Annotated in this window: 22 protein-coding genes and 1 riboswitch; of the genes, 6 read left to right on the plus strand and 16 right to left on the minus strand. The window is 29.9% G+C overall.

Translation table 11 applies throughout. The features are described 5' to 3' along the window. Positions 1–51: 51 nt before the first annotated feature. From KGNDJEFE_RS06730 to KGNDJEFE_RS06755, 6 genes are all read right to left on the minus strand, one after another. Positions 52–891 (minus strand): pirin family protein, encoded by an 840-nt coding sequence (locus KGNDJEFE_RS06730; protein ID WP_006440261.1) that lies wholly within the window; start codon positions 889–891, stop codon positions 52–54. A gap of 477 nt (positions 892–1368) precedes the next feature. Further along, positions 1369–2994, minus strand: a complete 1626-nt coding sequence (locus KGNDJEFE_RS06735; protein WP_006440260.1) for a Na+/H+ antiporter NhaC family protein — start codon at positions 2992–2994, stop codon at positions 1369–1371. Between the two features lie 109 nt (positions 2995–3103). After that, a riboswitch (Lysine riboswitch) is annotated at positions 3104–3270 on the minus strand. Between the two features lie 248 nt (positions 3271–3518). Then, positions 3519–4445 carry a 1-phosphofructokinase family hexose kinase gene (locus KGNDJEFE_RS06740; protein ID WP_040410453.1) on the minus strand — a complete coding sequence of 309 codons (927 nt, stop codon included), beginning with the start codon at positions 4443–4445 and terminating at the stop codon, positions 3519–3521. 202 nt (positions 4446–4647) lie between these two features. Beyond that, the gene (locus KGNDJEFE_RS06745) at positions 4648–5913 is read right to left on the minus strand and encodes a zinc-binding dehydrogenase (protein ID WP_006440258.1); all 1266 of its coding nucleotides are present in this window, start codon (positions 5911–5913) and stop codon (positions 4648–4650) included. A 49-nt stretch (positions 5914–5962) separates the two neighbouring features. After that, on the minus strand, positions 5963–6892 hold the full coding sequence (gene pfkB, locus KGNDJEFE_RS06750; protein WP_006440257.1) for a 1-phosphofructokinase: 930 nt from the start codon (positions 6890–6892) through the stop codon (positions 5963–5965). A gap of 3 nt (positions 6893–6895) precedes the next feature. Further along, positions 6896–7399, minus strand: coding sequence for a PTS mannitol transporter subunit IIA (locus KGNDJEFE_RS06755; protein WP_040410452.1), 504 nt, complete (start codon positions 7397–7399; stop codon positions 6896–6898). A gap of 278 nt (positions 7400–7677) precedes the next feature. Between KGNDJEFE_RS06755 and KGNDJEFE_RS06760 the strand changes: the two genes are divergently transcribed. Both KGNDJEFE_RS06760 and KGNDJEFE_RS06765 read left to right on the plus strand, forming a co-directional pair. Continuing rightward, positions 7678–9069, plus strand: a complete 1392-nt coding sequence (locus tag KGNDJEFE_RS06760; protein ID WP_040410451.1) for a PTS sugar transporter subunit IIBC family protein — start codon at positions 7678–7680, stop codon at positions 9067–9069. A gap of 72 nt (positions 9070–9141) precedes the next feature. Further along, positions 9142–11235 carry a BglG family transcription antiterminator gene (locus KGNDJEFE_RS06765; RefSeq protein WP_006440254.1) on the plus strand — a complete coding sequence of 698 codons (2094 nt, stop codon included), beginning with the start codon at positions 9142–9144 and terminating at the stop codon, positions 11233–11235. A gap of 254 nt (positions 11236–11489) precedes the next feature. On the opposite strand, the gene KGNDJEFE_RS06770 is transcribed toward KGNDJEFE_RS06765, so the two are convergent. From KGNDJEFE_RS06770 to KGNDJEFE_RS06805, 8 genes are all read right to left on the minus strand, one after another. Continuing rightward, on the minus strand, positions 11490–12890 hold the full coding sequence (locus KGNDJEFE_RS06770; RefSeq protein ID WP_006440253.1) for an MATE family efflux transporter: 1401 nt from the start codon (positions 12888–12890) through the stop codon (positions 11490–11492). A 95-nt stretch (positions 12891–12985) separates the two neighbouring features. After that, positions 12986–14431, minus strand: a complete 1446-nt coding sequence (locus KGNDJEFE_RS06775; RefSeq protein ID WP_040410450.1) for a HAMP domain-containing sensor histidine kinase — start codon at positions 14429–14431, stop codon at positions 12986–12988. Positions 14432–14436: 5 nt separating this feature from the next. Continuing rightward, positions 14437–15138, minus strand: a complete 702-nt coding sequence (locus tag KGNDJEFE_RS06780; RefSeq protein ID WP_006440251.1) for a response regulator transcription factor — start codon at positions 15136–15138, stop codon at positions 14437–14439. Next, a complete protein-coding gene (locus KGNDJEFE_RS06785) occupies positions 15131–15895 on the minus strand; it encodes a lantibiotic immunity ABC transporter MutG family permease subunit (protein WP_006440250.1) in 765 nt (254 codons plus the stop codon). Before KGNDJEFE_RS06785 ends, KGNDJEFE_RS06780 begins: the two co-directional genes overlap by 8 nt. Before the next feature lie 20 nt (positions 15896–15915). Beyond that, entirely contained in the window at positions 15916–16695 is a 780-nt protein-coding gene (locus KGNDJEFE_RS06790; RefSeq protein ID WP_006440249.1) for a lantibiotic immunity ABC transporter MutE/EpiE family permease subunit, read from the minus strand. Between the two features lie 16 nt (positions 16696–16711). Beyond that, the gene (locus KGNDJEFE_RS06795) at positions 16712–17413 is read right to left on the minus strand and encodes a lantibiotic protection ABC transporter ATP-binding protein (protein WP_040410448.1); all 702 of its coding nucleotides are present in this window, start codon (positions 17411–17413) and stop codon (positions 16712–16714) included. Between the two features lie 140 nt (positions 17414–17553). After that, on the minus strand, positions 17554–18288 hold the full coding sequence (locus tag KGNDJEFE_RS06800) for a hypothetical protein (protein ID WP_006440247.1): 735 nt from the start codon (positions 18286–18288) through the stop codon (positions 17554–17556). Positions 18289–18329: 41 nt separating this feature from the next. Next, positions 18330–19058 (minus strand): SNARE-associated domain-containing protein, encoded by a 729-nt coding sequence (locus KGNDJEFE_RS06805; protein WP_148881822.1) that lies wholly within the window; start codon positions 19056–19058, stop codon positions 18330–18332. 129 nt (positions 19059–19187) lie between these two features. Here KGNDJEFE_RS06805 and KGNDJEFE_RS06810 point away from each other — a divergent pair, with 129 nt between their 5' ends. The 4 genes from KGNDJEFE_RS06810 (at position 19188) to KGNDJEFE_RS06825 (ending at position 23500) form a co-directional block, all read left to right on the plus strand. Beyond that, positions 19188–19874, plus strand: coding sequence for a response regulator transcription factor (locus tag KGNDJEFE_RS06810; RefSeq protein WP_006440244.1), 687 nt, complete (start codon positions 19188–19190; stop codon positions 19872–19874). 3 nt (positions 19875–19877) lie between these two features. Continuing rightward, positions 19878–20933 carry a sensor histidine kinase gene (locus tag KGNDJEFE_RS06815; RefSeq protein ID WP_006440243.1) on the plus strand — a complete coding sequence of 352 codons (1056 nt, stop codon included), beginning with the start codon at positions 19878–19880 and terminating at the stop codon, positions 20931–20933. A gap of 72 nt (positions 20934–21005) precedes the next feature. Further along, on the plus strand, positions 21006–21683 hold the full coding sequence (locus tag KGNDJEFE_RS06820) for an ABC transporter ATP-binding protein (RefSeq protein WP_006440242.1): 678 nt from the start codon (positions 21006–21008) through the stop codon (positions 21681–21683). 2 nt (positions 21684–21685) lie between these two features. Then, positions 21686–23500, plus strand: coding sequence for an ABC transporter permease (locus KGNDJEFE_RS06825; RefSeq protein ID WP_006440241.1), 1815 nt, complete (start codon positions 21686–21688; stop codon positions 23498–23500). 168 nt (positions 23501–23668) lie between these two features. Here KGNDJEFE_RS06825 and KGNDJEFE_RS06830 read toward each other — a convergent pair whose 3' ends face one another. After that, entirely contained in the window at positions 23669–24652 is a 984-nt protein-coding gene (locus KGNDJEFE_RS06830) for a type II TA system antitoxin MqsA family protein (RefSeq protein ID WP_006440240.1), read from the minus strand. Positions 24653–24665: 13 nt separating this feature from the next. Then, positions 24666–25061: a hypothetical protein gene (locus KGNDJEFE_RS06835; protein WP_006440239.1), complete on the minus strand. Its 396-nt coding sequence runs from the start codon at positions 25059–25061 to the stop codon at positions 24666–24668. Positions 25062–25293 lie beyond the last annotated feature (232 nt).

Consider the following 25293-nt stretch of genomic DNA (forward strand, 5'->3'; position numbering starts at 1 on the left):
CTCTCCTTTTTATCTTAAATAATTTATTTATATTTGATAAATTATTTAAATTTAATACTCTAATTGTTCTTTTATAAATGTACCTTTATTTAAATCATCTAAAGCTTTTTTAATTTCTTCTTTAGAATTCATAACTATAGGTCCAGCCCAAGATATAGGCTCATTTAAAGCCTTTGAACTTATATAAAGAACTTGTGCTTTTTTATCTCCATTTTTTATATAAAGACTACTTCCTTCTGTCAATTTAACAGCTGTTTTTTCTTCAACAAACTCACCTTCTACATACACATCTCCAAGAAGTGTAAATAACATCACAGATTCATTTTCATCCATATTTAAAGTTATTTCAGCATTTTCATCTAAATGTATATCGTAGTAATTTAAAGGTAGATGTTCTCCCTTATAACCACTGAATTCGTTATAATCTCCGGCCAAAAGTCTTATCTTTCCACCATCTATATCAATCTCTTTTATACCTTCTTTTTTTATACTATTGTAACTTGGTTTACTCATCTTATCGTCTTTAGGTAAATTCAACCAAAGCTGCACTCCCAAAAGCCTATCTGATTCTGGTATTTGCTCCTCGTGAAGTATTCCAGAACCTGAGTTCATCCATTGAACCTCTCCACTAGACACTGTATCTTCATTGCCTAAACTATCTCTGTGCTTCATCTTTCCACTGGAAACATAACTTATAGTTTCAATACCTCTATGTGGGTGCATTGGAAAACCTGCTATATAATCTTCCGGATTTATACTATCAAACGAATCCAACATCAAAATTGGATCAAACTCCTTAACAGTATCCCTTCCCAAAACTCTTACCAAACTTACACCTGCACCATCTATAGCTCTAAATCCTTTTACTGTAGTCTTAACCTTTCTTTTCATTACAATCTCCCCTTTTTAATATCTATATTCCCAATAAAAAAATAATTATTCATTTAAAACAAAAATATTTCTATTTAAACATATATCCCTATAATCTAAAAGTGGTTCATGCTAGTATTAACTACACCAAAACGATTGAAGGTTATTATTTATGTATATTTTATAATATAAGGGTTGTCATTCTTCTTTAAATATATCGTATCCCCTCAACAATCTGCAAGCGGAGGTTAAACCGTAGCTGAAGCCTGGAGAGGGGAATGATATATTTAAAGAAGAATGACAACCCTCATACTATAAATATACATAAAAAGAACCGATAGAGTTCCCAGTTCTATCGGTTCTTTTTGGTTAGTGAATCATTTATTTTTACATTTCTTAATCAATAAATCAATTAAAAAATTGCAACAAGCTTATTAACAATCAAACTCTCATCAACTTTAATCTTATCTGAATTCAATCGTATATCTAATCGTGGTTTTATTCTACATAAGTTCCATTTGCTTTTTCTCTGCTTTTTATAAAAGCTAAAGTTCCTAAAACAGCTATTAAACCAAATCCTAATGATATTGCTGCTGATTTTGTAAATCCTGCTATTATATAAGTTATACAAGATATAACAGCTACTGTTGCAGCGTATGGTATCTGAGTTGAAACGTGGTTAACGTGGTCACTCTGAGAACCAGCAGATGCCATTATTGTAGTATCTGATATTGGTGAACAGTGGTCTCCACATACAGCCCCTGCCATACAAGCTGATATAGCTATTATCATCATCTGATGGTCATTAGCAAATACTCCAACAACTATTGGTATAAGTATACCAAATGTTCCCCAAGATGTACCTGTAGCAAATGCTAAGAAACATCCAACTAAGAATATAACTGCTGGTAAGAAGTTCATTAGAGCCTGTGCATTACCTTTCATTATACCTTCAACAAATGGTGCTGCTCCTAAACTATCTGTCATAGCTTTTAATGACCAAGCAAATGTTAATATCATTATTGCTGGAACCATTGATTTGAATCCTTCTGGTATACAGTCCATACATTCTTTAAATGTAAGAGCTTTTCTACATACATAAAGTACTATTGTAACAACTAATGCGAAGAAACTTCCTAGTGCTAAACCAACTGAAGCATCTGCATTTGAGAATGCTGTTACTATACTTTCTCCACTGAAGAACCCACCTGTGTATATCATACCTATTACACAGAATACTATAAGTGAAGCTATTGGTATTAAAAGATCTAAAACATGACCTTTTGTATTTTCTTTTACTTCTTCATTGTAAGCATATGGTCTTGCTCCTGTTGTGAATAGATCACCTTTTTTAGCATTATCTTCGTGTAATTTCATTGGGCCGTAGTCCACTTTTAAAAGAACTAAACCTAACATCATTATTATTGTAAATAATGCGTAGAAGTTAAATGGTATCGCCTGAACGAATACTGAAAGACCATCTTCACCAGGAACAAACCCAGTTACTGCAGCTGCCCAAGATGATATTGGCGCGATTATACATATTGGAGCGGCAGTTGAATCTATTAAGTAAGCTAATTTAGCTCTAGATACATTGTGTTTATCTGTTATAGGTCTCATAACACTGCCTACTGTTAAACAGTTGAAGTAGTCATCTATGAATATTAAACATCCTAATATTATAGTAGTTATCTGAGCACCAACTCTTGTTTTTATATGCTGGCTTGCCCATCTACCAAATGCAGCAGAACCTCCTGCTCTGTTCATTAAACTTACCATAGCTCCTAAAATAACTAGGAATATTAATATTCCAACATTGTATGGATCTGAAAGAACTCCTATAAGTCCGTCGTTTAATACATGTGTTATTGTTCTTTCAAAATTTCCACCTCCGTAGAATATACCACCAACTGCTATACCTACGAATAATGAACTATAAACTTCTTTTGTTATAAGTGCTAGTGTTATTGCAACTACTGGCGGAACAAGTGCCCAAACTGTAGAGTATAATTTTGGTACATACTCAGTTGCTTCTCCTTCCGCAAATACTGTTACTGACATCATCATGACAATCATAAGACACATCGTCATAATTCTAAATATTTTTCTTCTAGAATTTTTCATTTATAAATCCTCCCCCTTTTAAACAATAAAAAAACCACAAATGATATATCACAAAGAATATAGCATTTATGGCTGTATTTACAATATAAAAAGGAAAGTCCTTTTATCTAACCAAGATAGCGCTCCACTCGATGTGACAGTGTATCGCATATTCTACGATACCCCAGAACAGACCCTGGTGCAAAGCCTGAACTTCGGCGATATTTCCTTTCAATAATAACAGCTGCCCTGCTTAAGTTATTATGTACTGATAAATACCGCGCCTCTATCATTTAATGATAATATTAAGTTGATGATTAAACTTTATCATCTAAAAACTTCACTGTCAATAGTAAATTTTCTTTTTAGAATAACAAGTTTTTAATTTTTTTAAAAAATTTTACACAATTAAACCAATTCAATACGTGTCTATGACTACTCTCTAGCCAACTTAAAATTCACGATTTTTTCACATATAAATTTATATAATTTCTTTTTTCACAATTAAAAATCCCACATTTTTTAGTAATATTTCTAAGATAAAATTAAAATTTTGTTATATTTATATCTTCATATAATTTTTTAATCATCTCTTTTGATGATGGTTTTGTTCCTATTGTCATAACAGCACCAACAGACATAGCTGTAGCCAATTTAGCAGTTTTTTCAAACTCTAGTCTATTTTCTATACCGTAAACTAATCCTGCTAAAAGCGCATCACTAGCACCCACAGTAGAATGAGTCTTAACTTTTGCAAAACTACATTTGAAAACTTCATCGCTATTTGCAAAAATTGCTCCTCTTTCACCCATAGATATAGCAGCGTATTTTATTCCATCGTTTATGTATTTTTTTACTACTTCTACTATTTCTTCGTCGTTCATATTTTCTTTTTCATGAACTCTCTCTATATCTTTTAGCTTAACTTTTATAATCTCTGGCTTTTCTTCAACTGCCTTAGAAAATAATGCACCTGCTGAGTCTACTGCTACCTTAGAGCCTCTATTATGAGCTAATTTGATAATATTCTTAAACACATTTGCATCTACTCCTGGAGGAACTTTTCCAGATATTACAAATAATGTATTTTCTGTAGCATATCCGTCTATTTTTATCATAAGCTCATTAATACGGTCTTGTAAAATTTCAGGACCTACTGCATTAAACTCAGTTATAGTTCCGTCTTCCTCTATAATTTTTGTATTAATTCTAGTTTCTCCATAGATATAAGTAAAATCATTTCTTATCTGTAGATTACTAATCATCTCTTTAAATGTTTGACCAGTTCTACCTCCAATAAATCCGAGAGCTATGGGCTCCTCACCTAAAATCTTTAAGTTTTTAGCTACGTTAATTCCTTTTCCACCCGCATCTACTTCAAAATGCTCTATTCTGTTCACACCTGCATATTCATAGTTTTTAACATCTATCGTCTGGTCAATAGCAGGATTAAAAGATACTGTTACTATCATTTTTCTTCTCCTTATAAAATAAAAAAAATAAAAATTATTATAATTCCACTTAATATAAAGTATAACATAATTCATATTATTTTCATCAACAAGAAATGCCGCCTCAAAAACTTTTTTCGAAGCGGCATCATATTAGATAGAATTTTGACTATGAACAAAACAACAAAACTCACAGTCTATTTATAAAAATTTGAATAGAGGCTTAATATTCTACACCAAAGTGGTCAAATAATATTTTTTCTGCTTCTGCATTCCATAACCCTCTATGAGCTTTACAACTTGCATCAAGTTTAGCAAATAGTGGATTAGTTTTTCCTAATTCTTCAAAATCATCTATTGCAGTAAGAGGCATATCTATCTGAGTATAAGTAAGTTTTTTACCACCTGGTATATTTGGTAAGTTAAGAGTAGCATCTGCTATACTATCTATTCCACCTACATGAGTAACCATAACTGCTGGTTCTATTAAACCTTTAGCTGCTAAGTCATTAGCTTCTATAAGGTCGTCATTGTTTCCACCTGTTGTACCTAATATATGAGTACTTGTGTAGTGGCAGTTGTATAAGTTTATTTCAGCACTGAACTGGTTGTTTGTTGGTCCAGCGAAGAAGTTCATACATCCGTCAAATGCTAATAATTTATCTCCCATTTCTGCAACTTCTTTTATTGGAACATATACAAATACGTCATCAAATCCATGACCTTCTGTTAAATCCATTAATTCTTTTATTGGATCTTCCATTTTAGCAGTGTTTACATATTTTAATTCTATTCCTTTTTCTGCACCTTTTTCTTCAGGTATAACAGATTTTGCTCTTTCTATTCTGTCATCACTTATATCAGTAACTACTATTCTCTTAGGTTTATTTTCGAACTGTAGTCCGTAGCTAACTGCACCAAGTCCCATTGGACCACATCCACCCATTATTAATATATTACCGTCTACTTTTGTACCCATAGCGTGGTTGTAGTTTTTCTTATTTGTGTGGTAATTTGCATGGTATCCACCTATTATACAGCTCATTGGTTCTCCTAATGATGCTTCAAAGAATGAATCTCCATCGTAGTTAAGAAGGCATCCAAGTTCCATAACTTCGTGAGGCATTATGCAGTAAGTACAAGCACCACCGCAGAATTCATAAGAATATCCTGGAGAATCTAGTCTTCCTTTGTAGTTTAATGCTGGCTGCTGAGCAAATTTCTGCCCTGGTTTAAACTGATCTTTCCATTTTTCACCAACTTCAACTATAACCCCTGCAAATTCATGTCCAACTATTACTGGGTTTGTATCTATATTCTGAGGAGCTCTTTTATGTTTTTTACCCTGTTCAACTAATTTATATGTAGACATACATATACTGTCACTCATTACTTTAACTAATATTTCATCGTCTTTTATTTTTGGTAATTCAAACTCTTCTAATCTTAAATCTTCTTTCCCATACATACGTACTGCTCTTGTTTTCATTTTCAAATTCCTCCTAAGTTTTTATCTATAATTTTTTGTTATTAATATGCTATATTTCTTCACATTCAACCTGTGCTAAAAGTTCATCTACAACTTCTCTTGTAGGTGGTTTTGTTCCTATAGTAGTAACGGCACCTGCAGAAGTTGCAACACCTAGTTTTGCTGCTTCTCTATAAGAAAGTCCCTTCTCTACTCCATAAGAAATAGCTGCAACCATTGCATCTCCAGCACCTACTGTAGAATATGTTTTGACCTTTAATCCCTTGCATTTGAATTTTTCTTCATTAGATACAAATACTGCGCCATCTTTTCCCATAGATACAGCTATATGCTCAATTCCTCTAGCCATTAACTTTTTAGCCATACCTACAGTATCTTCAACTGTTATATCTCCTTCTACACCGAAGAATTCTGCAAGTTCTACATTATTAGGTTTTATATAATCTGGTTTAGAATCCAGAGATTTTACAAATAATTCTCCATCAGCGTCTATAAACACTTTTGCACCTTTTTCGTGAACTGCATCTGCTATTTTTCCATATATTCCTTTATCAACACTAGCTGGAACACTTCCTGCAAGTACAAATAAAGTTTCTTCAGATGCATACCCTTCTAACTTAGTTAAAAGCTCTTCCATAGCTTCCTCTGTTATAACTGGTCCAGGCTCATTTAACTCTGTAACTATTCCACCTTCTTCAACTAGTTTTGTATTTGTTCTAGTTGGGCTTTCTATTTTTACAAAGTCGTTTTTTATACCCATTTCATTAAGTACGTTTTCTATTAACTGACCTGTAGTACCACCTATAAACCCTGTAGCTATTGTTTCTCCACCAAGCTCTTTTATTGTTTTTGAAACATTTATTCCTTTTCCACCGGCATCGATTTCAACATTTTTTATTCTATTAAGTCCACCATGTTCAAATTTTCCAATGTCGACAGTTTTGTCTATCGCTGGATTCATTGTAACTGTAACTATCATCGATTAGTCCTCCTTCATAAATGTATCGTATATTAGATCCACACTGTTTCCATTAACTAATTTGTCAACTTCTTCCATGCTTACTAATTTAGTAGCTATATTTGCTAGTATCTCTAAGTGTTCATCTCCAACACCAGCTATACCAATTACTAACTTAACATCTTCTCCACCCCAGTCTGTTCCTTCTGGGAATGTAAGAACTGCTATCCCAGATTCTAAAACTTCTTTCTTAACTTCATTTGTACCATGTGGAAGTGCTATGCAGTTCCCCATATTAGTTGAGAAAGTAAGCTCTCTTGCTATCATCCCTTCTATGTAGTCTTCTTTGACATATCCAGAATCTACAAGTATCTGACCAACTTTTCTTATCGTGTCGTTTTTTTCCATTCTTTCACAGTTTAGCACTATGTTTTCCTTCATTAATAATGGTTTCTTTTCAACAACTTCTTTTTTTATATCTTTAGCTTCCTGCTCTGCTTTTTTCTTTTTTCCAAATCCAAATAACATTTTTATTTCCTCCATTAATTTTATATTTAGTCTAAGTTTCCGTTTTCTTTATTTTTTATTTTATTTTTTTGTTTCCCTTATCTCTATGTCTATATTATAATTCCAGCAGGATAACATTTTCAATTCAAACAAAGTCCTTATTTGGCACTATGGATAAGTGCCAAATTTAATGATATACTTTAAAGCAAGTAAATTTCTTTTATTGGTATAATTATAGACGAAAGATAATTGATTAAAGTTAACAGATTTATAAATTAAAGTTAAGGGATGTGAATTTATTGAACGAGTGTAATAGTTTAAAAAGACTTCTATCTAAAGGAGTTAAGTTTTATAGTAGTATAATCGCAGCAAATCTTCCTTTATTCATAATGCTTGGTTTTATTTCATTGATGTTTTCAAATTCAGGACTATTTCCAAATGAAGAAATGGCTTTAGTAAGTCAGTCTTGTTATAAATATCTACTTCCGACTATTTTAGCCTACTATGCAGGTAAAAAAATAGGCGGTGAATCTGGAGCATTTACAGGTGCTGTATGTGGACTAGCAATTTCTATTTTTTCTGCATATACATCTTTTATCGCATCTATATTTATGGGAACGCTTTGTGGAATCTTATGTAGATTTTTAAAAGAAAAGATTAAATTTGATAAATTTACAGGGTTTGAAATGATAAGTAAGAATATCTTTTTTGGTGCTGTCGGGGTTATAACAGTTTCATTGACATATTTTATATTTGCACCTATTTTTTCATATATAGACTTATTCTTCTCAAATTTAATTGAATACCTATCTGATGTAAAAACACTTCCTATTACGACATCAGTTATAGAAACGCTTAAAGTATTTTCATTAAATAATAGTATAAACCATGGATTTTTGATTCCTGCAGGCGTTGAAAATACTGCTAACTTTGGAAAATCTGTATTTTTCTTATTAGAAACAAATCCAGGGCCTGGACTTGGAATTCTTTTAGCCCTTTATATTTTAAATAAGGATAGAAGAAAATACTTTGCATCTTGTATGACAGTACAAGCAATAGGTGGGATACATGAGATTTACTTCCCTATTGTATTATCAAATCTAAAATTACTTATTGCATTGATTTTAGGTGCAATGTCTGGAAACTTTGTATTTTACCTACTTCATGTAGGTGCAAGAGGAGCTATCTCACCAGGTTCAATAATAACTATATTGCTAATGTGTTCTCCTTCTGAATGGATGGCAATATTATTTGGAATTGTTATTTCTGCTGTAGTTAGTTGTGTATCAGCTTGCTTAATATTAGAATTTGATGCACATAAATCCAAAGAAATAGAATCTGATGATAATACATCTGAAAGTATTAAAACTACTAGTGAGCCAGTATTTAGTTTGCCCGATTTTGGATATGTTGAAGATATTGTATTTGTATGTGATGCGGGAATAGGATCTAGTGTAATGGCTGCATCTATGTTTAAAAAGATGCTTATAGAAAACGGATTAGGTGGTATATCTGTTTCATCATCTCCTGTTGACGAAATTCCAGAAGATGCAGACTTACTAATCTGTCAAAAGATAATTTCTACAAAAGCTAGGGATTACAACGAATACGCTACAATAATAGAAGTAGAAAATTTCATGGATTCAAATATGTATAAAGCTATAATAGAAAAAATTAAAAACAATGACTAGTTAAAAGTTGACCTATATTTAATTATAATAACTAAATAATTTACAATATTTAAAAGAAAGGATTGATTGCTTATGATTTCTGATTTCTCTCCAAGACTTGGACAAATCACATTAAATCTACTGATGCAAGATTCTCCCGTTTCAGTTAAATATCTCGCCGATTCTGTTGGTGTCAGCAAGAGAACTGTACAAAGGGAGCTTGAATATATAGAATCATCTTTAAAGAAATACAATTTATCATTCCAATCTAAAGCTGGTACTGGTGTTTGGATTGAGGGTGATAAGTCTGACAAAGAAAAATTAACTGCCCTACTTATGGCAGATGATACTTTAGATGTTTCTAATAAAGATGAGCGTATTAAAAAATTAATACTAGAATTATTAAAAGAAAGCGAGCCACAAAAATTATTCTACTATGCAAATATGCTTGGAGTAAGTGAGGCAACTGTCAGCAATGACCTTGATGAAGTTGCAAAGTGGTTTGATAAGTTTAAGTTATCGTTAGTTAGAAAACAAGGCTTTGGAATTTACCTTGAAGGTAAAGAAAAAGCATATAGAAAAGCATTAACTGCTTTCATAGATGAGTACACATCATCATACAAACTAACTCAAAACGATAAAAACACTATGAGAGAAAGTAACTTAATAAAATTAATAGAAAATAAGAGCAGCAAAAATATCTATAGCTTGCTAGATACAGATATTATGAAGAGAGTTATCTCTTGCTTAATAAATTTGAACAATGAACAGATTGCAAACCTTACAGACAGCTCTTATGCTGGGCTTGTAATTCACATAACTATCGCAATCAATAGAATAATGCACAATGAGATAATTGAGCCAGATAGTAGATTAGATGAAGATATCGAGCACGATAGAGATTACTCTCTTGCTGTGATAATCGCATCTTCTCTTGAAAAAGAATTTGACATAGAAATACCAGAAATAGAAGTTACATATATATGCCTTCATATTAGGGCATCTAAAATGCAAAATACTTCTAATTCTAAAAGCTCTAAAAGAAATAATACTCTGGTTTCTCTTGTTTATGAAATGATTGAGGCATACGATCCAGATATTTCATACATTCTTGAACAGGATGACGCATTTATAGATGGACTTATCGCACACATGCAGCCAACATTAGTTAGATTGACAAATGGTTTAGCTATAAGAAACCCTCTACTGGACCAAATTAAAAGCGACTATCCAGATATATTCAAAAAATGTAAAAAAGTAACCGCTATGCTAGAAGAAAAATTAAATTTAAAAGTTCCAGAGTCTGAAACAGGATTTTTGGCTGTTCACTTTGGTGCTGCAGTTGTAAGACTTGAGCAGAATAATCTATCTAAAAGAACTGTTTATGTAGGTGTTGTCTGTGCAAGTGGGATAGGTATTTCGAGATTTATAAAAACAAAATTAGAAAAAGTATTTGGAAATAGAATATCAATAGAAACATACGGAAAGGGAGACCTAGATTCAAATACAATAAGAAAAACAGATTTCTTTGTATCAAATATAAATATGGAAGTCCCTGATGGAGCCGATATCATTTTCATAAATCCATTGATAACTGATTCAGATATAAAAAATATAGATGCAAATATAAGAAAATATGAAATAACTGCTGATAAATCAGAGGATAGACTAGACTTCTATAACCAATTAGATTTAATTCACAATCTAACTGAACAGATGAAGATGATTTTGGATAATTTTAACATAATAACAATTTCTAAGGATATAGATTTTGAAAAATATTTAGATGTTTTGAAAGATAAATTAATTGACTCTGATGATAATTCCGAAATAATACTATCAGATATAATTGCTCGAGAAAAAATCGCTACTCAGGTATTCCCTGAAATGGGATTTGCTCTATTCCACACAAAAACATCTGGTACTAAACATATTAGAATGTCGGCTTGTATTTCTGATAGTGAAACTTTTGAAAATGAGTATTTTAAAGGAATTAGTTGCATAATTACAATGCTTCTTCCTGATGATGAACACCTTAATATGAATAGGAAACTATTAGGATTTTTAAGTGAGATGCTAATAGAAGATCCGACTTTTCTTGAAGTGCTTAACAGTGGGGATGTTTCTGTAGGAAAAGACTACTTGAGTAAAATACTAAAAAAATACTTAAAATCAATAATAAATTAATCTTCTATTATAAATTTACTAGCTTGCTAAAGGATGATTAAATCAAAACTTTACAAAGCTATTTATAAGCTACAGCATATGAGTATATAGACAAAATCACTCGACAATCTGCAGACGTGTATTTTAAATACAACAAAGTATGTTACTCACACACACGTCGAAGCCTGGAGAAGATTTTGTCTATATACTCTTTGCTGCTCTTAAAATAGATATTCGGTAAATTTTGATTTACTCACTCTTTTTTAGTAGTAAATTTATATTCTTTCTTTTATTGTTAATGGTTTTGATTTTACAAAGTAAGCTACCATTAGTATTGCACCTATTAGCCAAGACAATGGATAAAGCATATACACATAATTTATGCTAGTCATTGGTATAACGTATAATATACAAATAACTCTAAATAAACATAGAGATAAGAATAATACTATCATCGGTGGTACTGTTTTTCCTACTCCTCTTATTGTTCCAGCTACTGAGTGTAGTATTCCTAATAAGAAATAGAATGGGCAGAAATATCTCATAGCCCGCACTCCTGCTTCTATTACATCTGGATCCTGAGAGAATAACCGTATAACCTGATGTGCAAATGCAAGTAATAATGCACCTGTGATTATTGTATAAACAACGCACATTGCAAGAACAACCCACATTCCCTTCTTAACACGTTCAACTTTCTTAGCTCCATAGTTCTGACCTGTGAATGTAGTACTTGCCATACTGAAACTTAAAACTGGAAGTATGTTGAATCCATCTATTTTTAAATATGCTCCAAACCCTGCCATTGCAATAGGTCCAAACACATTTATACTAGACTGAATTAACACATTTGAAAGTGATATCATCATATTTTGTATCCCTGTTGGAAGTCCTACTTTTATAAGTCTTTTTGCAACACTTTTATGCATTTTTATCTTTGAAAGAGTTACCTTATAGTTTGCGTTTACTCTCATTAAATAGCCTAGTGTTATAATACAAGCTATTGCCTGGCTGATATTTGTAGCTATTGCAGCTCCTTCCACTCCCCAGCCTAAAGTTCTTATGAAAATTAAATCGAATATAATATTGATTACTGAAGCAATTCCTAAGTATAGTAGTGAACGTTTTGAATTCCCTACTGAATTTAAAATTCCTGCTTCCATATTGTAAATAACGTTGAATATAAGTCCTAATGAATATAATCTAAGATATTTTACTGACTCTACCATAACTTCCGCTGGAGTATTCATCATTTTTAATATCTGTGGTGTAAAAATAAATCCTAAAATTGATAATATGGCTCCTAATATAATTGATATTGCCATAGATGTATGAATTGATAATTGAATATCCTTTTTCTTATTCGCACCGATTGCCTGTGAAACAATTACCCCAGAACCTACTGAAATTCCCTGGCTGAATGCAATTAATAGATAGATTAAAGACGAACTCGATCCTACAGCTGCTAGTGCATTCTTTCCTACATAGTTACCAACGATTATAGAATCGACTGTGTTGTACATCTGCTGAAGCAGATTTCCAAGTATTAACGGAATGGAAAATACTAGTATCGTTTTAAGAATACTTCCCTCCGTCATTAGATTTTTATTTTCTTTGGATTTTTCTACTGTGGTGGCTTCTTTAGTTTCTAATCCTTCTGTATTTGATAAACTCATTATATCCCTCCTATATATTTTTTCTCCCGTTACTATTATAGTTAATTTCTTCAGATATAACAAATTTTTTTACAATACATTTTTAAAATAAAATCTTATATTTTATGAGAAAATTCTATTTTACTACCTTTTTCTACATTAAATATTTTTATTTCTCCACCTAAAATATCACATAACTGTTTTGAAATATACAACCCTAGTCCAGAGTGTACTCCTTGTCTAGCTTTGTCACCACGATAAAATCTATCAAAAGCTTTATCTATATCTTCCTTATCAAATCCTACTCCATCATCAATTACAGAATAAATAATTTTATCATTTTCAAAACGAGCACTTACTTCTACTTTTCCACCAAAATCTATATATTGAATACTATTTGATACTACATTATCCAATATTCTCTCAAGCTTTTCTACATCTACATTAATTACTTCTGGTACATCCGTACTTACACACAAACCAACACTCGCCTTCTTTTGATTTGCTTTCAATTTATATTCCTCTATTTTTTCTTCCAAAAATTCTCTTATATTAATTTCTAATTCTTTTATCTCTAATTTGGAATTATCTATTTCCGAAGTGTACTGCATTTGCTGGACTAGAGATATACTCTTATCTATATTTTTCTCTATAACCTCAATATACTCTTTTGTATCATCGTTTATATTGTTATCATCCAATATCGCTTCAGAATAAATTTTCATAATAGACAGTGGAGATTTTAAATCATGAGCCAATGAAGATACCATTTCTACTCTATCCTGTTCAAGCTGCCATTGCTTTGATAAAGAATCCTTTAACTCATCTTTCATATCCGAAAATGCCTTACACAAATCTCCAAGCTCATCATCTTCGTCGTAACCAAGATCAAAATCTAGATTCTTTTCTTTTATCTTATTTGTCCCATCGACCAAAATATTTATTGGCTTTGAAATTTTCTTAGCAATTTTTTTAGATAGGATAATAGTGAATAAAATAATGTATAAAAACGGTACTAATATTATAAATATACTAATAAATCTTAGGAGAATTTTATTGCTATTAGCTGCAATCAAGCTGATTTTATACATTATCAAAACAGCACCCTCTAATTTTCCTTCCTTATCAAATATAGGAATACTATTTACATAATAATTATTTTTTGAAATTGTCTTATTAATTGATTTCTGAAATTCACTCTTATCATTGAACACTTTCTTATCAAAATTTGTATATTTTTCTTCATTATTTATATCTACAACTTGATAGAAAAAATCGTATCCTTTTACAATATTCTTTAATTCCGTTTCGCTATCCCTTTTTAAAACATCTATTCCATTAGACTCTACATATTTCTCAATGACTGGAATCTTATTTTCATAATAGTTAGCTGGATTTATTTTCTCTGAATTAAGAGCAAAATTAAACAATAACATAGATAACAGATATGTGATTATTGTTGAAATTAAGCTAAATACCACTATAAGTACAAATGAGCGTCTAAACGTAGCTGCTAATGATTTTCTCTTTTTTATTGAATTATCTAATGCACTATTTATCATATTTTTCACCTTTTATTCCATTTATATCCTATTCCCCATACTGTAGATATATACTGCTCTGTATCATCTATTGTAGAGAATTTTCTTCTTATCTTTTTTATCATCTCAACAACTGTTGTATTATCTCCGCCCTTATCATAACCCCAAACTTTTTCATAAATCTGCTCTTTTGTGAATACTTGTCCCGCATTTAATGCCAATAGCTCTACAATTTCATACTCTGTCTTTGTAAGAGGAATATCTTTACCACAAACTTCAACCACTCTATCTTTTATATCTAAAGATAAATTCCCAAAGTATAGCTTCCTTCTTTTATTTTCTTCATTCAAATATTGAGATCTTTTTTCTCTTCTTAAATTTGCCTCTATTTTTGCTAATAGTTCTCTAAGTCCAAATGGTTTTGTAATATAATCATCTCCACCTAGATTAAATCCCCTTATCTTGTCTGTTTCGCTTTGTCTTGCACTCAAAAATATAATTGGGCAAACAACATTATCTCTTATTTTCTGACATACCTCAAATCCGTCTATCTTTGGCATCATTATATCTAAAAGAATTAAATCTGGATTTAACTTTGATTTTTCTATACCTTCTTCTCCATCAAATGCTACAAGTACTTCATGACCATTGTCTTTTATCTTTTTTCCCAATAATTTAACTAAATCTTTTTCATCATCTATAATTAAAATTGTACTCAATTTAGTCACCTCGATTATCTCTTATTTCACAATTATTATACCAAATAACACCGACTATTAAGAATATTGCACTTAAAATTATACTCAATAAAAATAATAAATTTATTTGACTCTGTATTTGTGCTAATAGTTCCGTATTATTCATTTGTAATATATAAGGAATCATACTCATTTTTACAGTGTAAGACCAAGGTACAAACATCCAAATATTATCTCCTATAGCTGTTGTTCCAATTAAAGTTGCTACTAAAAATCCACATATTCCAGCTCCAATAGATGCTCCCATCCCAAATATAAAGCTTATTATTAAATGTATTGCCATAATTGGCAGAGTTCCTATAATGCTGAATAGACTTGCTTTTAAAAATAAAGCTATATCTAAATTATTAGAATTTAATACATTCATTCCCAAGCATAGTATAATTACAGCTAAAAATGTACACACAGCCTGTGCAATAATTGAAAATAAAAATTTCGCCAAGTAAAATTTTTTTCTATTTATCCCATTGCTAAGTATTATATTAAAACTATTAGATAAATTTTCTTCGTATATTAGGTATCCAGTGATAATCCCTACTCCAATCGGAATTATACATGCAGACCATATAGAAAAGAAACTTTGATAGATAGTATAGTTTGAAATATCTTTTCTGTATATTAGATATGATACCGCACATCCAGAGATAATTATTGGAGATAAAAATACAATCCACCTTATCAAACTTCTTCTTGTTTTTAACCATTCAACCTCTAAAAAACTAATCATTTTTTCTCTCCTTTTATACCTTATCTAAATTCCTTTTTCTCAAATAATTTTCCAGTCATAAATAATAATATAGAAAAACTTATCATAGAAAGGATAATCCCTATTCCAACTACATCACCATTCAATAGTGGATCTCCTTGATTTAATACTATCCCATTTGGATGAACTCCTATCAATGGACACATCAGTCTAGTTGCCCATGAGTAAGGATTAAGTATCCAATACTTTTCAGGAGCCATTAATACACCACTTAACATTCCAGCAAATCCCACAGCTAAATTTATAATCATTCCAAAATTTGTAGCAAAGAATAATTGTATTGGTAAAATTGATATTGATACTAAAAAACAAGCTATTGCAGCTACTAATATTTTTATAAACGAAATATTCCCTATAGCACTTATCGAACCTGCTACTACTTCTACTGCTATAAATATTATTGTTGCAATTAGCATATACACTACCATCCCCATTATCTTATAGAACCAAATTTTTAAAGGCATAATCTCATGACAACAAAGTGCTCTGTAATTTCCTACTTTCTTTTCTTGATTTGCAACCAATCCTGTCAAAAGAGCTGATATCATAGGAATAAATATAAAAGACCAAAAGTTAAATGATAATGTCAAAAACATCTTCCAACTCTCTTTTGAAGCCATATCCACTTTAATTCCTGGATTTTCAGAAATTATTATTTGCACTACCATGGAAAAAACTGCGAAAAATATAGGTATAATCAATATTAGTTTTGACATCATAGTTTTTTTATACTTTAATATTTCTGCTTCTATTCTATTCATAATAAATCTCCTTTATTTACATATTTTTATTTTTTACTATTGTATTTGTAAAGAACTCTTCTAAATTCTCATCCTTATCTGGCATTCCTTCAAAAAGTAACTTTCCCTCGTTTATTATCGCTATTTTATCCACAACTTGAGATACTTCAGAAAGTATGTGACTCGATAATATAACTGTTATCCCATTTTTAGGAAAAGAAGATATAAGATTTCTAAGTTCCTGAATTCCAAATGGATCTAGACCATTTGTTGGTTCATCTAAGATTAATAATTTTGGATTATTTAAAAGAGCTATTGCTATCCCTAATCGCTGCTTCATTCCCATTGAAAACTGAGAAGCTCTTTTTTTACCTGTATTTTTCAAATCTACAATATCTAAAACTTCTTTTATTCTAGTTTTAGGTATACCGAGTAATTTTGTATATACTGTAAGATTTTCTTCTGCTGTTAAATTCCAATAAAGTGCTGGCGATTCTATCAATGAGCCTATATATTTTAAATCTTTTCTTTCCAATATATTTCCATTAAAAATTATTTCTCCATCTGTAGGCTTTAATAAACCAACAATCATTTTTAAAATTGTAGACTTTCCTGCTCCATTTGGTCCTAATAAACCGTATATTGTATTTCTTTCTATGTTTAGTGAAACTTTGTCTACCGCCTTTTGATTTTTATATTCTTTTGATAAGTTTTTTGTTTCTAATATTAATTCTTTCATATATATCATCCTTTCAAAATTTTATATCTTTTATTTGATTAGATAGTATCAATAAAAAATAACCAAATTATAACAAAATAAAAAAATACTGCTGCAAAATATTAATTATTAATGCAACAGTATTTCCATATTTTAAACTTTTATAAAATTTTTTTAATCATTTTGCATCCATGATGATATATAGATATTCTATGTTTCTTTCCTATATCCATGAAATACCCTTCTCCCGTAGTTTTATCTACTGCGACAATTATATAATTTTCCCGCAGATGAGGATCTAGAACATTTTCATGTACGATATACTTTTTACCAATATCCTTGACATTTTGTAAATCTCTGTCAGTTAATCCATCTAAACATGCAAATAAACAAAGACAGCTTGTTCTTTCTTTTTTATGAATTTTTTTAAATGCATTTACCTCTCGTTTTGCACATCCACTTACTGTTTTTGTATCTACAAATCTAAAGTAATATGTAATAGAGTCCTTTAAAAAGCTAAACTTCTTTCTTTTATAGTATCCGTTATATGGCTTAAATTTTTTATTTATTAATTTTTCTTCTAATGTATTTCTATTTACAGAGCTTATTTTATATAATTCCTTTTGCTCATATTCATTCCATACTCTATCGCTTTCAAACAATAGAATTAGAGGAAATGCTTTTATCATTATAATTACAGAAGCTACACCAAATCCTAAAAATCCAACAATCCCAATTATATCGCTATTTTTTACATTCTTGTCTTGAACTATTGCAGCCCAAAGTATAAATCCAAATGCTATTAAAAAGCAAATTATCGCTATTATAAATAGTCTTTTTCCTTTTTTAGCTTCATCTGCTAAATCATTTTCTTTAAATTCATTATTTTTATTCATAAATCTTCCTCACATTGTATCTTTATAGTTATATTGCTATTCTAGTTATCCAGAATCTTCTTTATCCACTTGCATCCATGAGAATAAAGTGATGATTTATGCTTTTTACCAATATCTAAAAAATACCCTTCATTGGTCTTTCTATCTACAACCACAATCACATAACTATCCTGGGGAAACGGATTTATCACTGTTTCATAAACAATATCACTCTTTCCAAGCTCCTTAGCATCTTCAAGATTTTCATCTGTAATATGATCCACATATACAAACAGACAAAGACAAGAATTCCCTTCTCTATCCATCAGCTCAAACTCTTTTATATATCTCTCAACGCTTCCAAAGACTTTAGCAGTATCCACCATTCTAAAATAATATGTTATAGAGTCCTTTAAATATGAGAACTTCTTCTTTTTTAAATACTCATTCTCTTCAGAAAAACCTGCCCCTAGAAGCTTTGACTTCACTTCATATTTGCAGACAGATTTTAATTTATATAATTCGTGCTTGTCGTATTCCCTCTCCATCTTCAAACTTTCGTATGCCATCATATCTGAATATGATTTATACATTAAAAAGAATGCGAGTGTCATACTGACTATTGCTCCAACAACAGATAGAGGTGTACCATATTTCGTATTTTGAACGAAAATCCCTACTATTAAAAGTACAATTCCAACAAATCCAAGCACTATTGATAACGCAAATAAGCATCTTCCTCTTTTATATTTTAATTCTTCAGTGTTTTCATCTATGTTATATTTTTTCATGAATATCACCACCTTGTTGTTAATTTTCTATAGGTTTATAGAAAATCCTTCTTTTTAGTCTGCTTTATTGTTTAATAATTTTTTCAAGTATATAATAAAATCATTAATAAATATTTAGGAGGAATTTTTATGAGTAAAATTTTCTTTGTTGAAGATGATTTAAGCCTTATTAGTGGATTATCCTTTGCGCTTAAAAAACAAGGATATGAAGTTGACAATGCTAGAACTATAGATGAAGCTGAAAAATTATGGCAAAACAATAAATACGACCTAGCAATTTTAGATATTTCTCTTCCTGATGGCTCTGGCTATCAGCTATGTGAAAAAATACGACTTAATTCAAAAATACCGATAATTTTTTTAACAGCTGCAGATGAAGAAACTGATATAATAATGGGACTTGATATGGGTGCCGATGATTACATTACTAAGCCCTTTAAATTAGCTGTTTTCCTATCAAAAGTTAATGCTATTCTTCGTAGGAGCAATGACTTCAATCAGAAAAATACCGTACTTAATTCAAATGGAATTTCTGTAAATTTATTAAATGGAGATGTTACAAAAAACGGAGAAACTTTAAATTTGACTTCTGGAGAATATAAATTACTTTGCTTATTTATGGAAAATCCAAATATTATTCTATCTCAAGAGCAAATACTCGGCAAACTTTGGGATTCAAACAACGATTTTATAGACAACAGTACTCTTACGGTATATATAAGAAGACTTAGAAAAAAAGTCGAGGATGATCCTTCAAATCCTACAAATATCGTTACTGTAAGAAGAATGGGATATAAATGGAATGTAGGTGATTAAATTATGGATAAGAAACAAAGTATGATGAATATATTATCAGACAAAGATATATCATCTCTTTTTAAAAAACTTATTTTCATTCTAATTGTATTTAATGTAACTGCTCTTTTTATATTATTTAGTATTAAATCAAATACTTATCTATTTATAATGGCTGATTATTTGATTATGGGCTTACTTATGATATATCTCGTCTATAAATATTTTGTAAAACAAGATAAAATCATAAATAATGCAAGCAAACAGATTCAATCTTATATAAATGGAAACCAAAATGCTAGAATAAATTGCAATTATGAGGGCAGCATATACAAATTATTTCATGAGATAAATTCAATAGTATCAATATTAAATGCAAATGCTAAAAATGAAGAAAAGTCCAAAGTATTTTTGAAGAATACAATTTCTGATATATCTCATCAGCTAAAAACTCCTATTGCTAGTTTAAATATTTATAACGGAATAATTCAAGGTGAAGCAGATGGACTTGATACAATTCAAGAGTTTTCAAATCTATCAGAAAAAGAATTAGACAGAATAGAAAACCTAGTACAAAACTTGCTTAAAATAACTAAACTCGATGCTGGTACATTAGCTTTTGAAAAAAATCCAGAAAATCTTTCTGATATAATGTACTCTATAGAAAATGACTTCTCATATAGAGCTTCATCAGAGGATAAATCTCTAACATTTACCGGAGATGATATGGAAATATTATGTGATAAATCTTGGCTAATTGAGGCATTGGAAAATATTATAAAAAATTCATTTGACCATACAAAATCTGGAAACAGCATAAATGTTGAGTGGAGAAAATTACCTACTATAATACAAATTGTTATAAAGGACAACGGAAGTGGCATACATCCGCAAGATTTACATCACATATTTAAGCGATTTTATAGAAGTAGATTTTCTAAAGATACTCAGGGCATAGGACTTGGTCTACCCCTTGCAAAATCTATAATTGAAGAACATAATGGGACTATTGAGGTTGATAGTAGCTTAGGTCACTACACTAAATTCACTATTAATTTTTCAATTCCTACAAAATTGTAGGATTGAAGTAATATCTGAGTAATGTTTAGATGTTAAACTTTCAGTATCAAATAAAGAGAGGTGTTGATAAATATGGATTTATTAGAAGTTAAATCAATCTCTAAAACTTACGGTGCTGGAGATACAAAAGTAGAAGCTTTAAAAGATGCTACATTCTCTGTTTCTAAAGGAGAGTTTGTAGCAATAGTTGGAGAGTCTGGATCTGGTAAAAGTACTCTTCTAAATATACTTGGAGGGATAGATACTCCTACATCTGGAAAGGTATTTATAGACGGAAACGATATATTTAATATGGATAACGAAAAACTAACTATCTTTAGAAGAAGAAATATAGGTTTTATTTTCCAAAATTTCAATTTAATTCCAGAGCTAACTGTAGAGCAGAATATAATCTTCCCTATTTTATTGGATTATAAGAAAACAGATATGGACTACCTTGAGGAAATACTTTCTGTATTAAATTTGACTGAAAGAAGAAATCATCTTCCTAGTCAGTTATCTGGTGGACAACAACAGAGAGTTGCTATTGGTAGGGCTTTAATAACTAGACCAGCTCTAATATTAGCCGATGAACCAACAGGAAACTTGGATTCTAAAAATAGCAGCGAGGTTATTACTTTATTAAAAAATGCTGCTAAAAAATACAAACAGACAATTATAATGATTACTCACAGTAATGGAATTGCACAAGCTGCAAATAGAATAATTGAAGTATCTGACGGTGTTCTTACAGATTTTGGGAGGTATTAATTATGAAAAGTTATCTTAGTTTAATACCTATATCTTCTAAAATACATAAAAGAGAAAATAGACTTACTATAATGTGTATTATTTGTTCTGTTTTCTTAGTTACAGCTATTTTTAGTATGGCTGAAATGGGAGTTAGAATGGAATATGAAAATCTTGCTTCTACTCATGTTGATTTTAATATAGACTATTTATTAAAAAATAGTTCAACGGTTCAAAGTTTATTCTCTGTAGCTATTTTCCTATTTATACTAGTTTCTATAGCTAGTATCCTCATGATTTCAAGTAGTATAAATAGTACAGTTGTGAGAAGAATAAAATTTTTTGGAATGATGAGCTGTATAGGAATGAGTAAAAAGCAAATAAAAACATTTGTAAGATTAGAAGCTTTAAATTGGTGTAAGATAGGTATTCCAATAGGTTTAGTTCTTGGAATATTGTGTACTTGGGTACTATGTGGGATATTAAAATATTTTGTAGGATTTGAATTTTCTACAATACCAATGTTTAAAATAAGTTATATTGGGATTATAAGTGGGATTGTTTTAGGAGTTGTGACAGTGTTGATTTCTTCAAACTCACCTGCTAAAAAAGCATCCAAAATCTCCCCTATTACCGCTGTTAATACAAATTCATCCAATTTAGAAAATAAACCTAAATCTATTAATAGTAGATTCTTAAAAATAGAAACAGCTTTAGGGGTTAATCATGCTACATCTGGAAAGAAAAATATGTGGATTATGTCTGGATCTTTTGCATTGAGCATTATTCTATTCTTATCATTTTCAGTTTTGATAGATTTTGTAGAGCATATAGTTCCTCAATTTTCAAATTCATATAATTTATCTATATCGAGTGAAGATGGAACTAATTCGGTGGATAGAAATTTAATATCAAAATTAGAAAAGATAAACGGCGTTCAAAAAGTATTTGCTCGTAGAAGTGTTTTTGATGTTCCTACAAATTTAGGAAAAAATCTAGATGTAAATAATAAATCTGATTTAATATCATACGGAAATTTCGACCTAGAATGTCTTGAAAAAGACGATTTATTAGAAAAAGGCAGTGATTTGTCCAAGTTATTTTCAAAAGGTAACTATGTTCTTGCAATATCAGATGATAAAAATAATGTAAATATTGGAGATAAAATACTTCTTAATGGCAAAAACTTTGAGATAGCTGGTAGATTAAAACTTAACCCATTTTCTCAAGATGGAGTTTCAGATGGAAAAATAACATTTATCGCATCTGATAAAGTTTTTAAAAATCTTACAGGCATGTCAGATTATTCTTTAGTTATGATTAAAACTTCAAGAGCATTTTCTGAAAAAGATATTTTATCAATAGAAAATATTTTAAATAATAGATATATTTTTAATGACATGAGAGATCAAGACACATCAGCTACTTTCTTTGCTTTTAAACTATTTATCTACGGATTTTTAGCAGTTATCATAGTGGTTTCTGTGTTAAATATTATGAATAGTATTTCGATGAGTGTCAGTGCAAGAATGAATCAGTATGGCTCTATGCGTGCTATAGGTGTTAGTAATAAGCAGATAGTGAGAATGATTTCATCTGAAGCATTTACATATTCATTATGTGGATGTTTTATTGGATGCGTTATAGGGTTACCTATTAGTAAGTTTATTTACGACTTTTTGATTTCTTCTCATTTTGCCTATGCTAAATGGACGCTACCTGTCACTTCACTTGTGTTTATTTTCTTGTTTGTGGTAGGAGCTTCTATTTTGGCTGTCTATTATCCTATAAAGCGTATATGTAATACGGATATAAGAGATACAATTAATGAATTATAAAATATAATAGAAAAGGACAAGAGAATAACTGCTCTGTGCTCCAGGCTTCAACGCCCCATCTATTTATGTAAATCAATAGGTATGGGGCGCTTGCAGAATTGTCGCTATAAAGCAGTTATTTCTCTTGTCTTTATTTTTATTTATTATTATAATACATATTATCCTTTTTTAATTATATGTATTAAACATCTCTTTAGAGTAGTATTTTATATCACTAGGATTAATCATTGAGTATCTATTTTTTACACTAATAAAATATTCTCCTATCGATTCCTTACTTATAATATTTTGTGATTTTTTATTTTGTGGTATATTTCCTCTAGCTACTAACCATGGTTTCTCTGTATGTGTAAATTCTTCTAAAATTTTTCCACTGTAACATCCAAAGTTTTTTATAACACTATCTAATATTGATATTTCTAATGAAGTAAATAGTAATTCATCTAAATTTTCTTCACTTTCTATCTGATTATATCTATAATCTTTAAATCTATCGTATACATCTTTATAAACTGGTCCGTGTATCCAAGCTTCACAATCTTCCTCAAATAAAAATGAATTAAAAAACGCATAGTAAAATCCCTGTACATAATAAAGCATCTTTTGAAGTGATAATGGAGTTACATCCCCACATTTTTTTATTATATATTTAGAAAATAAAAGTATCTTTTTTTCGTTTTCGCATTTAATCAAATTCATAACAGCTTCTTTACTCTTTAAATACTCACTACTCTTTAACTTCTCTTTATTTTCCTCTAAAATTTTTAAATATTCATTTGGATTTTTTAATATTTTTTCTAAAGTTTTAGAGTATCTCTTTGATGGTGTTTTGCCATCATAATATCTCGTAAATGTTGCTTCTCCCCAACCTAACATAAGAGATAATTTTTTCTTACTTATTTTATACTTTTCTGGAATTAATTTTATTTCTTCTTTATTTAATATCCCATTCTTTTTTCTATATTCAGAATACAATTTTTCCATATTTCCATCGAGTACCTCTGGTACATAAACCTCTGCTCCACATTCATTACAAGTTGCTATTTCACCATTATAAGTGTAACAGCTTCCCTTTAAGTATTCTGTAATTTCCTTATGTTCAATTTTATACTCTACCATTTTTCTACATTCTTCACAAAAACTAAAACTCATAACATCCTCTCCTTTACTTATTTTTACAAGACGCTAGTATCATAGGTCTTCTTGCTTCATGAAAAGATACAACTACTACTAAATTATCATTATCTTTTATGATATTAAATTTTATATATACTTGTACTTTTTTCGATTTTCCTTCTTCATTTTTGAGATTTAAAATAGGCCCAAATATATGTAATTTTTCATTTTCATACCCTTCCTTATAATTACTAACACTTTTTTCATAGTCTTCTTCTGTTAAATTTAATATTATTTGCTTTTGATCTTTGCTACTTAATTCATATTTATTTCTAAAAGCTATGTTATCTCCTCTATTTTTATTTAAAGATATAAAGTATTTTCCCTTTGATACACTCTCCTTGATAGTAGATAATATTTCACTAACTGAATCATATTCCCTCATTTTATCTCTCCCTATATTTATAATTATATCATTTTAATATTACTTTTTCTATTTTTGATACTATTATTTATTTTTTTAGTATCATTTTTATATATTCAACAAAAGATATTCTCATTTTTATTATTTACTTTTTATAAGATTAATATTCTTATTTTACAAAAACTATTTTAATGATATAATTTTTATAAAATTTCTTGTTGTAACAATTAACGGACATTTATAATTTAAAATA

Origin of the sequence: Peptacetobacter hiranonis, assembly GCF_008151785.1 — a bacterium.
GTDB lineage: Bacteria > Bacillota > Clostridia > Peptostreptococcales > Peptostreptococcaceae > Peptacetobacter > Peptacetobacter hiranonis.